The following is a 14,825-nucleotide window of genomic DNA, read 5'->3' on the forward strand; positions in this document are numbered from 1 at the left end:
CCTGTTGGGCGACACTTTCGAGCGTCTGCCAGCCTTCGACTGTGTGGGTAGAGGGTAGGTATACGCGAATTCTCATATGTTTACATAACATAAACTCTATTTCTGATTATACTCTATACAAGATACATTGTATCGTTGTAGGGTTCAAACTGCCACTGAGCACCAACCGTTTCCCGGCTCACCAACGATGTGTAGACAGGATCAGTAAATTTCACCTGACAACTATTGCCTAGTAGTGTATACTACAGTTTAAGATAATACTGCACTGCTATTTTATCGAATTAGAGACTATTTACAAACTTTTAAGGAGTGCATCCATTATGACAACTCTTATTGAGTTTCTTGGCCTAAAGGGGAATCCCTTTGCAAGTTATGTTGCAGAAAATGAACCAGAAATAGAGTATTATTTTATCCGACCTCAGTATTATAGTACGGTATTAGATCGTGGAAACAATTCTCAGTCTTTAATCTTATTTGGAGCACGAGGAGCGGGGAAGAGTGCGACAAGATTAGCGTATTATAAGAATGCAATAGCATCAAGGATGAGCAACAAGAGTACCCCTCTCGTCATTATTCTTGATGATTTTAGCAGAATATTAGACAAAGGATTAAATAAAGTTGATTTAGGTAGTTTTGTATCTGAAATTGGATATTTAGTGGTCGAATCAATCCTATTATGGCTGGCTGAACTTAGCGAAGACGAACGGAAGATATATCTTGAGGTACTAAATAAAGAAGAAGAAGCTAATGCAATTGAACTAGTGAAGAACTATTATTTGATATTACCTGAGTTAGTACGTAATTCAACCATTTCAGAACCTCTCAAACTTTTGGATCAAGCTTGGTACAAAAGAGGTGGTGTTTGGGTAAGTTCTCGGTGGAACGATATTGTTAAGATTATTGCAAATATCGCTCAAGGGATTACAAAAAAACAAACTGAGATTGATGTCGATATTGCACAGCCATTGAGTGATCTTTTAAAAAGAGGCTCAAGCGAATGGAATAATGCTGTATATGCAAGAGCCATTCTTCTAAAATTTGTTCGCTTTGCTCGAACTTTTGGATTCACAGGTGTAACAGTATTAGTTGATAAAGCAGATGAAACAACTGTAACAAACAACTCTGCAGTATCAACTGCAAGTTTGCTATATCCTATCTTATCAAGTACGCAACTTCTTGAGGTAGAAGGATTTGGTTGGTTGTTCTTTTTATGGGATTTATTAGAAAAGCCTTATTCTAGTGATCAAAAAATTCGCTTAGATAAAATAGCCAACGCATTTATAAAATGGGAAGATAATTATCTACGGGAACTAATTGAAAAACGTCTTAGATATTTTTCTGATGGCAAAATTCAGGAATTTTCACAATTATGCCAAACATCAGTCAACACAAACTCTATCCTTAACCATATTATACGTCTTTCCATGAAATCCCCTAGAGAACTTATTAGAATTATGGATACAATAATTCGAGAACATGATGATGAATATAACAATTCATTAGAACCTACTCTCTTAACAACTGAAACAATCAATAGAGCCTTGGATAAATATACAGTTGACACAATTAGGAGAGTGTTTGAAAGAAAACACCTTCAGCAAATTAAAAGATTAAGTAAGGTAAACTTCATCAATCGAGACGTACAATTAACATTTAGAATTAATGATGACACAGCACGTAATAGAATTATCGTCTGGACTGATGCAGGTATAGTCGCCCAGACAGGGACCAGAGCAGCAGAGGGTGGATCAGGTGGCAAACCTGCACATGAATATTCTATAGTCGATCAAAGAGTGAAACGGGTCATTGAAAGAAATCTATCTCTTGGCAGTGATTTCGAGCAGGACGAATTTACAGATCAACTTACTGCCTAAAAAATCAACTAACTATGTTATACAAATCGGCATGGCGTCTAATCAATCGCCAGATGGGTGTGGGTCGCAGGAGATTGAGCCAGGAGTTGCAGTAGTAGATCTGTTCCAGTATCAGGCGGGTATTGCGGATGATCCGCTGGACCTGGATGAAATTACTCACTGCTTCTGACTGGAACGGACTGGCCGCCTCTATCTGGCGGAACAGCAGTCGCTGCTGCTCGATGATCCCCGTCACGAGATGGGTGAAGTGGTGTCGCGCAACCACATCGAAATCGAGCAGCAGCTGTGCAAGCCACGGTTCGAGGCTTTCCAAGACGGATGACATCACGTATACTATAGGCGGCTGAGGCATCATTTCCCTCTCCTCAAGCACCTGGTACACCTATGCCGCTCGATGAATCCCAAACATGCCCAAACCTGCGCGATGTCGGCGCGTTTGTCAACCTCATCGTCGGGCAGCCGCTGCTGCCTGAGCAGCGGCTCTACCGCGCGGGCAAGCTCGACGCGATCTTCTCGCCGGAGGACATCCACGCCCCGGCCACGATCATCAACCTGCGCCGCAGCCCCGACCCGAGCAGCTTTGGCGCTGCGGCCTACCACATCCCAACCCGCGACCACTATGAGACGTACGCGACCCAGCGGCCCGAGGTGCGCCAGTGGCTGAACCAGGTGATGCGCGTGTTTGCTAACCCCCAGCTCGCCTACCCCGTCCTCATCCACTGCACGGCTGGCCGCGACCGCACTGGCGTGGTGGTCGCGGCGCTCCTGCGGCTGCTGGAGATCCCCGATCATGTCATTATCGAGGAGTACCTGCTGAGCGATGGCGATGTGCAGGGGCGACGGATACGCCAGGCCCTCGATGGGATCGGCAGACTGACCGCATACTTCCAGCGGCTGGACATTGGGCGCGTGCGAGCCAACATCATGAGGAGCACCACGTGCAGATCCATGTGCGCAACCGAGAGGGCCAGTCGCTAGATCAGTGCTTCACGCCAGATCCCGCAGCTGACGCGGCTTTCTTTGCAAACACGCAGATGATGGCCGCGCTCATCGCGGGGCTGCGGCGGCTGCCACCGGATCTTCAGGCGAATGCCTATGTGCAGATGGGCGAGCTCACGCTCTACCGCCCCGACAATCACGGCATACACATCAGCGCGTGGGATGGCAGCTATCGGCTCGCAACAGGCGGCCACCCCGATGAGACGGGCTGGCCCAGCGGGGAGATCGCATCCTACACGCCCAGCCTGGAGGACGCGCTTGCCTTCATCCACCACGCGCTAAAGGCCCCAAGGCAGCAGCCTGCGCCCGCCTTGCTTGCCGCACGCTACACCCCGCTCGAATGGGCGGCGGAGGCCGTGGGGGATCGCGCCATCGCCGAACGCATCTGGCGCAATACAGCTATCCCCGAGTCCAGCCGCGTCCCCCTCGCGCCCATGCCGCCAGCCGATATCGCACCACTGCGCTGGTATGAGCAGCTAGAGCGCTCGGGCCGCCCATATGAGCGTGAGCGAGCCGCCGTGCTGCGCACCTTTATTCACGCCATGGAGGCCTACGGGCTAAGCGATGGGCTTGAGGCCGAGCCTCACCCAGCGCACATGGTCATCCGCCGCCGCAACACGCAAAACGGTGAAATTTGCATCGAGCCTACGCCGCAGAGTTACGTCACGCGGTGCCGCATCCCCCAGCGTGCCCCACTGCCCACCTGGGCTGAGGTCCAACACAGCACACTCGCTGAGGCACTGCTCTATCTGCTGATTGTGGTGAAGCGCAGACATGGAGCCAACACCTAACAAAATTGTGCAGCAGAAATACAGCCTCCTCCCAATACTCACATGAACTGGAGCGCCCATGCCCCACCCACGCCAGACCAGCCGCATGCTCGGCTACCCCGACGACGCGCGCCTGCTGATCATCAACGCCGACGACTTCGGCATGTGCCACGCGGTGAACGAGGCCGTCTTCCGCGCGCTCCAGGGCGGCCTGCTGCGCTCGGCCACGCTGATGGTGCCCTGCCCCTGGGCCGCGCACGCCATGCAGTTCCTCGCCGCGCACCCCGGCGTGCCCTTCGGTATCCACCTAACCGCCATCGCCGAGTGGCCGCACTACCGCTGGGGGCCGCTCGCGCCCCGCGAGAAGGTGCCCACGCTGGTCGATGGGGCGGGCCGCTTCCCCCGCTTCGAGGAGATGCCCGCATTCCTGGCCCAGGTGCGGCTCGACCAGCTAGAGCTGGAGTGGCGAGCGCAGATCGAGGCCGTGCTGGCCGCTGGGCTGCGGCCCACCCACCTGGACTGGCACGCGCTGCGCATCGGCGAGCGGGCGGACATCGCCGACCTGCTGGTGCGGCTGGCCAGGGCCTACGGGCTGGCGCTGCGCGTGCGCGGGCGGGCCTGGACCGAGGCCGTGCGCGCCCTGGGGCTGCCCTGCGCCGACTACGACTTCCTGGATAGCTACATGATGGATCTGCACGACAAACCGGCGCAGTACGAGCGGCTGCTGCGCGAGCTGCCCGAGGGCCTGAGCGAGTGGGCCATCCACCCCGGCCTGCACACCCCCGAGCTGCTGGCCATCGAGGGCGACACCAAGCACGTGCGCGAGAGCGACTACGATTTTCTGATGTCGCATGCGGCGCGGGAGATCGTGCAGGAGGAGGGGATCATCCTGCTGGACTACCGCGCGCTCCAGGCAGCATGGGGTGCGCGGTAGCCCGATTGTATGGCCTACTCCTTCCCTCGCCTGCGGGCTAGGCCGCCCTGGCGGCGCTCCTCGCCTGGAGCGTCAGGCGGATGGCGGAGATCAGGAAGTAGACCGCGCCCACCGCCGAGTATCCGGCCAGCGTTTGCAGCCCCATATCAGTCGAGCGCGCCATCAGGATAAACGTGATCCCCGCAAGGCTTGACTGGGCGCCGCTCAGAATGATCGCCCACTGCCCGCTCATCTGACGCCGCCGGATAAGCCCGATGGACAGCTGAATCAGACCTGCGGCCAGCGCCCAGATGCCAAACAGGATGATGCGGGTGGGGAGATCGGCGTAGAGCGCTGCGCCAAACGCGATGGTCGCAAGCACGCTGCTGGCAAGGTTGAGGTAGAACGCCAGCTGGGCGCGCGTGTCGGCCTGCACCCGCAGCTCGATCAGGGTGGCCAGCACATCCCACGCCGGGTAGATCACCAGCAGCCACGCGCCGACCTGCGGCCTGGAGACGCCCACCATGAACATGAGCGTGACCCAGATCGCGGAGAAGATCGCGCGGACGAAGTAGAGATTGCGCAGGCCCTGCTGTGGGAAGGCCTTCAAAGATGCAGCTGTGGTCATGATATCCTCCTAATTTTACCTACTAGTAGGTAGATTTTGGGTAAAAAAAGAGCCGTTAGCCCCGATACTGCTGAAGCACATGCGCACCGATCTGCAGGTAGCGCTCGCGCTGGCCATACGTCCGCGCCGCAAGCATCGCGCCCTCCAGGGCGGCCAGCAGCGTCTGCGCCGCAATCGACGCCGCCCCGTTGAAATGCAGCCGCCCCTGCTGCTGCCCCGACTCGAGCACGGCGGCGAGCCATGCCTCATGCTCTTGGTAGTAGCCCCGCACCTCGGCGCGCACCGGCTCCGGGAGCGTCAGCATTTCCGCAGCGAGCAGCGCGCACAGGCAGATGCGTGGCTGGCCTTCCACCTCCTCTCCAAAATAAGCGATATAGGCCTCCAGCTGCTGCGCAGGATCTTGGACGGCGTGCTGAAGCTGCGCCAGCCCAGCCCGCGCAGTCGCACGATAGTGGGCGACCACCGCCTGAGCAAGATCCTGCTTGCTGGGGAAATAGTAATGGATGCTGGCCTTACGAATGCCGATCTGGTCGGCAATATCGGCATAGCTAAAGGCGTGGTAGCCACAGCGCTGCATCAGGGACAGAGCCGAGGCGAGAATAGTCTGCTGCGTTGTGCCATGCGATTCCACGAAAGCCACCTCGTCAATAAGCACCATGGGCGCAATTCTACCATCTAGTAGGTAGAATGTCAAGCAGGTATTTATGAGAAAACCTGGGGATTTGCAACAGGTTCGTATCAACTCGCTCCATCCATAATGACTGGCACAGCGCCGAATAGCCGCATAGGCATTGTAGAGAAAGTCAGCACCCTGTCCAAATCCGGCTCAGGCTCGATCTTCAACTTCGCGTGGGCGAACGCATCGGCGATCTGCTGCGTGTGCATTCAGTGCGGGCATATCCACTGGTTCCTGCCGCAGCGGTAGCAAGGTACAATGCCCCGCTAATCACCATAGAGCTAGACGGCGGGGCGGTGCTTGCAGCATTTGCCTGGACAAAGCTCTGTTGCTATACTTTATGGAACAGCATAGTATCAAGCATATGAGTGGAGCAGATCGGCGTCAATGCATTACTACTCCCCCAAATATGTCTTTCGGAAGCCTAACATTCGCAAATTATGCTACTTGGTTGATCGGCACCTAAACCTACTCTACTCCGGCATATAGTGTGAGTGTTTTTTTCTAACTATAAAGCTCTAGAAATAGAGCGCATCGGTGCAACTATTCTTGCCATCAATACTTAAAAACATACACCAGATAAAAATATGAAAGTAATCTATAAAATCACATATCCTAATGGAAAAATTTATATAGGTCAAGATATCACTAATACACTAACATACTTTGGAAGCGTCAGCAATCGGCTTGTCGCTCAAGATTTCAGCCCAGAGCAGCAACGTGATTTCACCATACGCAAGCAAATCCTTTGGGAATCAGAAGTTGCATCAATTCAAGAAGTAAATCAGAAAGAGATAGAATTCATCTTATTGTTTCGTTCAAATAATCCCACTATCGGGTATAATCAACGACCAAAATACAAACCGTAAACTGATGAATAGCCATTCTCACGCACCAGTTTGACACCCACGCCCAGCACGAGACGACCCACGAGCAGGCATTCCTGCGGCGCTGGCTGGCCCAGATCGCCCCGAGCGCATGGTACCCGCTGCCTGAGGACCAAGAGTGAAAGCATCTTACTCGATCCCAACAACGTGCGCAGTGTGCGATGCAGGCAGTGCATGATCATCGCCGTAGGGGCGGATCTGGTGTCCGCCCGCAGCGAAGCGCATTGCGTGACATCGTGTGCCATCATGCGGCTCGCTGATCGCCACGCGGGCAAGTATACGGTGTGGGTTTGGTATCTTGAACGAGCAGAGACGCATCTGCGCATATCTGAAGAGGCCGCTATGCATCGCCGCGATCTCATCGCGCTTGCCCTTGGGGCGGGCTGCGCGTTCGGCGTGTTTGACTGGTACGTCCCCGCGCTTTTTCATGTGAGTCAGATGCCGCTCGCCGCCAACCTTATCGCTATCTACGGGATCTGGCTGCTGCCAGCCGCTATTGTCGTTTTCTTTGGGGTACAGCGGCAGAGCAGCGCCAAAGCTATCGCCCTGCTCGTGAGCCTCTCATGGTCGAGCGCGATCATCGTGTACTATGGCTACTACGCATTTCTCGCCGCCGTCCCAGGCCTACCGCAGCTCGGTGATCTGCAACTAATCAATCGGCACACGCCGCAGTTTGCGGCCAGCTGGGCGTCCTTCTTGCGCACGACGCTCCTACCGCAGCTCGGCACGTGGCTGCCGGTGGCGCTGGTCGCAGGCGGGATCGTTGGGTATGCGGCGGCGAGGGCAGCCGTGGCCATACAAAACCATCTGCACCGTAGACAACACTATGCGTAACCGCAAACCATTACTTGTCGCACGGCAGGGCGCTGAGACTTAGGATTGTCTCCGCACCAAGTCACAATAGCGGCTTCTGGGCACTGGCAAAGCCTAGCGCGCGCAGCCGCAGCGAGCCGCCGCGCATCTCTGTGAAGCCAGCCGCCCGGAGCAGCACGGGTAGATCCTCGACGCTCTCCTCCACCGCCGCGTGATGAAAGAGCTGCGCTAGCACATGGCCGAGCCAGTGTGGCGGACGCCGCACATCGACGATCAGCACGCGTCCGCCGGGTCGCAGCACGCGCAGGATCTCGGCCATGCCCTGCTGCTTGAGCTGGTGCGGCAGGTGGTGCATCATCAGGCTGCTGAGCACCACATCGAAGCTGTCCGAGGGGAACGGGAGCGACTCGATCACACCGATCTGAAAATCCACATCCGCACGCTCGCGCGCCGCCTTCTGTCGGGCGAACGCGATCATCTCAGGCGCGGGGTCGATGCCGCAGACCCGGCCCGTCGCACCCATATGCCGCCGCGCGGCCAGCGCGACATCGCCGGTCCCACAGCCCACCTCCAGCACCGCCGCCCCCGGAGGTATCTCGGCCAGCCCGATAGTCTCCCGCCGCAGCCGGGCGCGGTTTCCCAGCGTGAGCAGGCTGGTGACGGGGTCGTAGAAACGTGCCCAGTGCAGCACATGTCCCTGCGTTTTGGGTGACCGGGTGTTCTCCACTACAGCGTGCTTGTGAACCATGAGTGCCCCTCCCTTTTCTAACGAACTGTGTCATAATGAACAGAGTGTTCGATATCTAATCTAGATGACTGCGGCGATGGCGTCTACACGCAATCGGGCCAAAGTGTCCAGTATCAAACATAGCGGCGCAGATTGTTCATCATCGGCAGGGGGAGCATGTGAAAAATACCAAAGCGGATCGACGCTCGCAGCGCACCAGGCAGCTGCTGAGCGACGCGCTGGTGGCGCTGATACAGGAGAAACGCTACAGCGAGATCACCATCCAGGACATCATCGACCGGGCCAACATCGGGCGGTCGACGTTCTACGCGCACTATCTGGATAAAGACGACCTGTTTGAGAGCTATGTAAACCATGGGCTGGACCGGCTGCGCGAGCATATTCGCCGGGCAGACCATGGGAGCGCCCATGAGCGCATCGACCTCACCATCCTGTTTGAGCATGTGCACGCGCACCACGCCCTATACAATGCGCTGGTGAAGGGCGGCAGCATCGCCCTGGTATACGCAAAAGGGCAAGATCGCCTGCGGCACAATATTGAGCAGCACCTGGAGGACCTGATGCCAAGCTCGCACGTCCCGCCCATGCCCATCTCGCTGATCGCCGAGTATGTGGCCGGGACCATTGTGCACCTGATCACATGGTGGCTTGACCACGGTATGGCGCACACGCCAAGTGAGATGAACGAGATGTTTGTGCAGCTCGTGGCCCCAGGCCTAGAGGAGGCGCTTCACCTACCGCGCGAGCTGATGCGCCCATCCTAGCAGGAGCAGAGGCCCGCCTACCAAGAGCGACACAGCGCCGCGAAACCCCACGGCGGCGGGCGCGTATCATCACTGTTGGGGTGCCATACACCTAAGATCTGAAAGGCCGAACCGATGAACTGTCCCGCCTGCGAGCAGCCCATGCCCGATCCAGCCGCGTTCTGCCCGCACTGCGGCGAGGCGATCTACGCCCCGTTCACCGGCGTGACCCGGCGGCTCACCGCGCTCTCCAGCCTGCGGCGCGGCACCTGCCCGCACTGCGGCTCCGCCGAGGTCTTCACCGACCGCGAGCTAGATGCCGACAGCGCCAGCCTGATCGTGGTGACGCGCGGGCTGCTGCCCAACACGGCCACGCTCAGCCACTACGTGTGCCGGGGCTGCGGCTACACCGAGAGCTACGTCCTGAGCGCGCGGGAGCGCGACGAGATCGCGCGGCGCTGGGCGCAAGTGCCGCGCAGGGGGTAGGGAGGGCACCCCCACCGCGCCCATGGAGAAGGCCAATGGAGGATCCCGAGCCAAGGCTGCGCGTCCGCGTGGCCGGAAATACGCTGATCCCATGCCTGCACGCCATCGTGGCCAAAGGCTATGCCGTGACCTACGCCACCGTGGGTGGCCAGCCGCAGTGGGATGCGGCGGGAGACGGGCGGCACTTCAGCGCCACCTCGCCCGAGGAGCTGCTGGGCCTGATCGCCATGTGTGAGATACGCGGCGACAGCTGGCGCATCCGCCCCGGCGAGGCCGCGCTCTACCACGCCATCCTCGACGCCGCGCCGGAAGAGGATGGGGAGGAATTGCATGGTGACGATGGATGACCGACGCGGCGTATCGCGCAGACTCGGTGATTGACCGCAACGAGACGGCGGGCGAGAGGAAGACAATGACCGTCTCTTCTGACCCCGACCTTGCGTTATATCGCAGCCCTGACGCTGAGCACGCTTTCTGGGAGTGGTGGCTCTGGGAGGCGATACCGTACGCTTGGGCAGAAAATGCCTAACTAATCATTTGGAAGAGCCATAGCAATAACCACCGGCCCCTTATGAGCTATAGTCGCTCAGCTTGATGGCGTTCACCGTCTTCTGGTAGTCCGCCGCGATCAGGCCCTTCCAAGGCATGTAGGGCACCATGCGGGTCAGCTGGTGCACCATCCACAGCTGCGCGCGCGACCGGGGCAGCAGGAAGCCCGCGCTGCCCTGCGCGAACTTCTGGCAGCTGGCCACGAACGGGCGCATCTCGGCCTCGTAGCGCGCGAACGCCCCGGCGTGGTCGCCGCCCGCCCGCGCCAACTCGCTCGCCAGCACATAGGCACCCACCATGGCCATGCTAGAGCCGTTGCCGCCCATGGGCGAGCCGCAGTAGCCCGCGTCGCCCAGCAGCACCGCCCGCCCGCGCGACCAGCGCTCCATGTGCACCTGGCAGACGCGGTCGAAGTAGAAGTCGGGCGCAGCGCCCATGGCCGCCAGCATGCCGGGCACCTCCCAGCCATCCCCCGCGAAGGCCTGCGCCACCAGCCGCTTCTGCTGGCCTATGTCGTGGCGGTCGTAGGCGAGCGACGGCGAGGAGAACAGGAACATCGCGATGGCCTCGCTGCGGTGCGCCAGCGGGTACAGCGCCGCCGTCTTTCCACCGCCCCTGGCGGGGATGCCGTACATCAGCTCCCAGCCGTCCAGCTCCAGCGGGGCGCGCATGGTGAAGATCGCGGCGTAGGCCCCCATGTCGCGCACGAACTGCGCCTCGGGGCCGAAGGCCAGCCGCCGCACATTGGAGTGCACCCCATCCGCGCCCACCACCAGGTCGAAGCTGCGCGTGGTGCCCTGCTCGAAGCGCACGGTGACACCACCCTCGCCCTGGGTCAGCTCGGCGATCGAGTCGCCGAAGATGCACTCCACGCGGTCGCGGGTGGCCTCGTAGAGGATGCGCACCAGATCGCCGCGCAGGATCTCGATCTCGGCGATCGCGCCGCCGGAGTCGCCGAACAGCGCGGGGCTCATGCTGGCCAGCCGCCTGCCCGAGCTGTCGACCGAGACCATGCCGCGCGCGCCGGTGTGGGCCTGCCGCACCTGGGCCATAATGCCCATGCGCTCGGCCACATCGCGCCCCGTGCCGCGCAGGTCGATGGCCTGGCCGCCCAGGCGCGGCGCGGGCGCGCGCTCGACCACCGTGGGCGTGAAGCCGTGCTTGTGCAGCCAGTAGGCCAGCGTGAGACCGGCGATGCTCGCGCCGGAGATCAGGATGTTTTTGTTCTTCACTGGGGCGCTCCTTACGATGTTTTGCGAATCTATACATCTGTATTATACAATTGTATAATACAGATGTATAGTACGTTTGTATGAATTTCTATGATACAATAGTCGCATGGGACATCGAGAAGATTTGCTTGAGGGTGCCAAGCGCTGCCTCTACGAGAAGGGGTATGCCCGCACCACCGCCCGCGACATTGTGGCCGCATCCGGCACCAACCTAGCCTCGATCGGCTACCACTACGGCTCGACCGAGGCGCTGCTGAACGCGGCCATGATCCAGGCCTGCGACGAGTGGGGCGAGGAGATGGCGCGTGCGCTCACCGCCAGCGGCGACCCCGAGGCCACGCCGCTGGAGCAGTTCGAGGCGGGCTGGAGCCGCGTGATCGAGTCGCTGGCCGCGCACCGGCAGCTGTGGGTGGCCACGCTTGAGGCCACCGTGCAGAGCGAGCACGCGCCGGAGCTACGCACGTTCATGGCCAGCGCCCTGCAGCAGGGGCGCGAGGGCCTAGCCGCGCTCTTCAGCAAGATCGACCCGGTCAGCGACCCGCAGCAGGCCTGGATGGTCGGCTCGCTCTACCAGGCGCTTATGAGCGGCGTGATGGTGCAGTGGATGATCGACCCTGAGCACGCGCCGTCGGGGCGCGATCTGGCCGAGGCGATGCGGGTGATCATGGGCAGCGGCCAGCCGGGTGAGGCCAAGCGCGACTGAGCGGGGCATAGGACCAATAGAGCGGGTGGAAAAGCAAAAAGAGGTCGCCTGAAACCAAGCTCAGGCGGCCTCTCTGTGTGTCTATCGCTTTGGCAATGCTTGGAGCGTTGCTCGGTCGGCCCGAGCCCGCTGGCGCACCCACCATGCATGGCCGTTGCGCTTGATTGGTGGGTGGATAGCCCACGCGGGCGGCGCACAGGGGACCAGCCCTCAACAGGTGTCTTTTTCTTGGACAGGACATTGGGATGCGACACGCGGTTTTGCTCCGTGTGCCGAAGCATGCGGGCCACCAGCAGCGGGTGGGTATGTACGCGATGCAATCATCGGCGTAGGGGCGGGTCTCGTGCCCGCCCGCGCCGTGGGCATTGTGCACGGCGATGCGCGGCGATGAACGTGGCGTGAAGCACATCGCCACGCGCCGTTCTCATCGGTTGGTGTTCGATGCGGGCGGCGTATCGCGATGGGGCGGACACCAGATCCGCCCCTACACCCGTTGCGAATCATTGCGGACATCGGGTCGGGGGCGATGACGGCAATGCAGTGTATCGGCAATCGATCGCGCATGGGTGCCAAAAAAGCCTTGAAACGTCATATAAAGTGACACCAGGTAAGGGCATCGCCCCTCAACAGGTGTCACTTTGTATGGTTTTCTGAGGCATTGTTGACGAAACGGCGCGTTGCGGTTGATTGAGCCAGAGTGCGCCTTCGTGGAATAGTGGGTGTTTTTGGATGGTGGTGCCTGCCCTGTGCGGGCGGCACCAAAGGCTCCGCGCCCTTGGAACCCCGCCAGGGGCGTTGCCCCTTGGAACCCCAATTTGAAGCGTTCCTATGCCAAAATCAGGCATCTGGTGTTCGTGCATATGGCCATCAAAACATGTGCAGCACCTTCGCCGCATGGGCGGAGTGGGCTGGTATACCACGATCATGGGTTTGCGCATCGTTTATGGTATACATGGTCTGCCACGCGTGATGGGGCGCGCTGCCGCATCCAGAAGCCCCGCTCCTAAAAGTGACACCATGTAAGGGCATCGCCCTCTTGGAACCACCAATTTGTAGCATTCCGATGCTGTTTCCTAGCGGCTGGTGTTCATGCATATGGCCATCAAAAACCCAAGAGGCACCTTCGCCGCATGGGCCGGGTGGGTAAAGCTGGCTTCCACCCCCTCTTTCCTTGGTGTCTTGGAGTCTTGGTGGTAAAAAACCTCGTGTCTTCGCGCCTTCGTGGTAAAAAACCTCGCGGTTATGTCCCACCCACCGCGTTGCGCAGGGCCACGGCGCGGTACCACTCGGCGCTGGCCTTCCAGGTGCGCTTGAGCGTGGCGAAATCCACGTGAATGAGGCCGAAGCGCTTGTCGTAGCCGTCCTCCCACTCGATATTGTCCATCAGCGACCACACGAAATAGCCCTTGAGGTTCACCCCAGCCGCGATGGCGCGGTGGGCCTCGGCGATGTGGTCGCGCAGGTAGGCGATGCGGGCATCGTCCTGCACGCCGCCATCGGGGGCCAGGGTATCCTCGAAGGCCGCGCCGTTCTCGGCGATGTACAGCGGGATGTCGGTGTAGGTGGCGGCCAGCTTCAGCACATCGCTCACGCAGCGCGGGTAGATCTCCCAGCCCATGGCGGTGAGCGGCCCGGGCGGCACCACGGCGCGCATGCCGCCGCGCGGCGTGGCCCCCAGCACCAGCCGGGTGTAGATGTTCAGGCCTAGGAAGTCGATCGGCTGGCTGATCAGCGCCATGTCATAGGGCCGCACGTGCAGGCGCGCGCCCATCGCTGCCATCAGGGCCAGGGTATCCGCCGGGTAGCGCCCGCGAAACAGCGGCTCCATGTACAGGCGGTTCCACATGCCCGCCCACATATTGGCCACCCACACATCGGCCAGGGCCAGCGAGCGCGGCGCGATCGGCTGGGGGTTCAGCACCACGCCGATCTGGGCGGGCGGCAGGTCAGGGGCAGTGCGCGGGGCCATGCTGCGGAACAGCTGCACGGCTAGGCCATGGGCCAGCAGCAGGTGGTGGGTCACATCCAGCAGCTGCCAGGGGCGGCGCACGCCGGGGGCCTTCACGCCCGCGCCGTAGCCCAGCCAGGCCACGATGGCCGGCTCGTTGAGTGTGGCCCACAGCGGCACATCCTGGCCAAACTGGCGGAAGCACTCGGCGGCGAACTCCGCGAAGCGGAAGGCGGTGGCGCGGTTGGCCCAGCCGCCACGATCCTGCAGGGCCTGGGGCAGATCCCAGTGGTAGAGCGTGGCCATGGGCACGATGCCGCGCTCGCGCAGGCCCGCGATCAGCCTGCGGTAGAAGTCGACGCCGCGCTGGTTGACGGGGCCGTGGCCGTTGGGGAAGAGGCGCGGCCAGGCGATCGAGAAGCGGTAGCAGCCCACGCCCAGCCGCGCGATCAGGTCGAGATCCTCGTCGAGGCGGTGGTAGTGGTCGCAGGCCACATCGCCGGTGGCCCCGCCACGCATGCGCCCCGGCGTGTGCCCGAAGCGGTCCCAGATGCTCTCGCCCTTGCCGTCGGCATCCCACCCGCCCTCGATCTGGAAGGCCGAGGAGGCTACGCCCCACAGGAAGCCCTCCGGGAAGCGCAGCTCGCGCGTCGCCCGCTCTTCCGCCACCCCGTTCAATATCGCCATTGTCCCGCCCTTCGCTCAGATCGTTCCACCACCACGCAGGATCGTTCCACCACCACGCAGGATCGTTCCACCACCACGCAGGATCGTTCCACCACCACGCAGGATCGTTCCACCACCACGCAGGATCGTTCCACCACCACGCAGGATCGTTCCACCACCACGCAGGATC

The 14,825-nt window shown here is 60.0% G+C and carries 16 protein-coding genes and 1 pseudogene (1 of these 17 cut by a window edge); 10 read left to right on the forward strand and 7 right to left on the reverse strand.

What is annotated here, in order from left to right; translation table 11 throughout:
• Positions 1-320: 320 nt before the first annotated feature.
• Complete coding sequence (locus F8S13_12200; GenBank protein KAB8142996.1) at positions 321-1,874, forward strand: hypothetical protein; 1,554 nt, start codon at positions 321-323, stop codon at positions 1,872-1,874.
• A 4-nt stretch (positions 1,875-1,878) separates the two neighbouring features.
• On the opposite strand, the gene F8S13_12205 is transcribed toward F8S13_12200, so the two are convergent.
• Positions 1,879-2,256: a hypothetical protein gene (locus F8S13_12205; GenBank protein ID KAB8142997.1), complete on the reverse strand. Its 378-nt coding sequence runs from the start codon at positions 2,254-2,256 to the stop codon at positions 1,879-1,881.
• 2 nt (positions 2,257-2,258) lie between these two features.
• Between F8S13_12205 and F8S13_12210 the strand changes: the two genes are divergently transcribed.
• From F8S13_12210 to F8S13_12220, 3 genes are read left to right on the forward strand one after another with little or no spacing between them, the layout of a single operon-like run.
• Positions 2,259-2,852 (forward strand): tyrosine-protein phosphatase, encoded by a 594-nt coding sequence (locus tag F8S13_12210; GenBank protein ID KAB8142998.1) that lies wholly within the window; start codon positions 2,259-2,261, stop codon positions 2,850-2,852.
• Complete coding sequence (locus F8S13_12215) at positions 2,813-3,664, forward strand: hypothetical protein (GenBank protein ID KAB8142999.1); 852 nt, start codon at positions 2,813-2,815, stop codon at positions 3,662-3,664. Before F8S13_12210 ends, F8S13_12215 begins: the two co-directional genes overlap by 40 nt.
• 58 nt (positions 3,665-3,722) lie before the next feature.
• A complete protein-coding gene (locus tag F8S13_12220) occupies positions 3,723-4,577 on the forward strand; it encodes a ChbG/HpnK family deacetylase (protein ID KAB8143000.1) in 855 nt (284 codons plus the stop codon).
• Between the two features lie 37 nt (positions 4,578-4,614).
• Here F8S13_12220 and F8S13_12225 read toward each other — a convergent pair whose 3' ends face one another.
• Together F8S13_12225 and F8S13_12230 are read right to left on the reverse strand one after the other, a co-directional pair.
• A complete protein-coding gene (locus F8S13_12225) occupies positions 4,615-5,184 on the reverse strand; it encodes a hypothetical protein (protein KAB8143001.1) in 570 nt (189 codons plus the stop codon).
• A 55-nt stretch (positions 5,185-5,239) separates the two neighbouring features.
• Positions 5,240-5,842 carry a TetR/AcrR family transcriptional regulator gene (locus F8S13_12230; GenBank protein ID KAB8143002.1) on the reverse strand — a complete coding sequence of 201 codons (603 nt, stop codon included), beginning with the start codon at positions 5,840-5,842 and terminating at the stop codon, positions 5,240-5,242.
• Between the two features lie 605 nt (positions 5,843-6,447).
• Here F8S13_12230 and F8S13_12235 point away from each other — a divergent pair.
• Entirely contained in the window at positions 6,448-6,729 is a 282-nt protein-coding gene (locus F8S13_12235) for a GIY-YIG nuclease family protein (GenBank protein ID KAB8143003.1), read from the forward strand.
• 192 nt (positions 6,730-6,921) lie between these two features.
• On the forward strand, positions 6,922-7,581 hold the full coding sequence (locus F8S13_12240) for a hypothetical protein (protein ID KAB8143004.1): 660 nt from the start codon (positions 6,922-6,924) through the stop codon (positions 7,579-7,581).
• 61 nt (positions 7,582-7,642) lie between these two features.
• On the opposite strand, the gene F8S13_12245 is transcribed toward F8S13_12240, so the two are convergent.
• Positions 7,643-8,287: a methyltransferase domain-containing protein gene (locus F8S13_12245; protein ID KAB8143149.1), complete on the reverse strand. Its 645-nt coding sequence runs from the start codon at positions 8,285-8,287 to the stop codon at positions 7,643-7,645.
• Positions 8,288-8,376: 89 nt separating this feature from the next.
• On the opposite strand from F8S13_12245, the gene F8S13_12250 reads away from it, so the two are divergent.
• The 3 genes from F8S13_12250 to F8S13_12260 all read left to right on the forward strand — a co-directional run bounded on the left by F8S13_12250 (position 8,377) and on the right by F8S13_12260 (position 9,884).
• The gene (locus F8S13_12250; protein ID KAB8143005.1) at positions 8,377-9,072 is read left to right on the forward strand and encodes a TetR/AcrR family transcriptional regulator; all 696 of its coding nucleotides are present in this window, start codon (positions 8,377-8,379) and stop codon (positions 9,070-9,072) included.
• Positions 9,073-9,186: 114 nt separating this feature from the next.
• On the forward strand, positions 9,187-9,537 hold the full coding sequence (locus F8S13_12255; protein ID KAB8143006.1) for a hypothetical protein: 351 nt from the start codon (positions 9,187-9,189) through the stop codon (positions 9,535-9,537).
• Between the two features lie 35 nt (positions 9,538-9,572).
• On the forward strand, positions 9,573-9,884 hold the full coding sequence (locus F8S13_12260; GenBank protein KAB8143007.1) for a hypothetical protein: 312 nt from the start codon (positions 9,573-9,575) through the stop codon (positions 9,882-9,884).
• A gap of 222 nt (positions 9,885-10,106) precedes the next feature.
• Here the strand turns inward: F8S13_12260 and F8S13_12265 are convergent, their stop codons facing one another.
• Entirely contained in the window at positions 10,107-11,318 is a 1,212-nt protein-coding gene (locus F8S13_12265) for an FAD-dependent oxidoreductase (protein KAB8143008.1), read from the reverse strand.
• Between the two features lie 106 nt (positions 11,319-11,424).
• On the opposite strand from F8S13_12265, the gene F8S13_12270 reads away from it, so the two are divergent.
• Entirely contained in the window at positions 11,425-12,021 is a 597-nt protein-coding gene (locus F8S13_12270; GenBank protein KAB8143009.1) for a TetR/AcrR family transcriptional regulator, read from the forward strand.
• Positions 12,022-13,261: 1,240 nt separating this feature from the next.
• Here the strand turns inward: F8S13_12270 and F8S13_12275 are convergent.
• Both F8S13_12275 and F8S13_12280 read right to left on the reverse strand, forming a co-directional pair.
• The gene (locus tag F8S13_12275) at positions 13,262-14,656 is read right to left on the reverse strand and encodes a beta-glucosidase (protein ID KAB8143010.1); all 1,395 of its coding nucleotides are present in this window, start codon (positions 14,654-14,656) and stop codon (positions 13,262-13,264) included.
• Positions 14,644-14,825: pseudogene (locus F8S13_12280) on the reverse strand (hypothetical protein) (it continues 382 nt past the right edge of the window). The gene F8S13_12275 and the pseudogene F8S13_12280 overlap by 13 nt, the downstream one beginning before the upstream one ends.

The sequence above is a fragment of the Chloroflexia bacterium SDU3-3 genome (assembly GCA_009268125.1).
GTDB lineage: Bacteria > Chloroflexota > Chloroflexia > Chloroflexales > Roseiflexaceae > SDU3-3.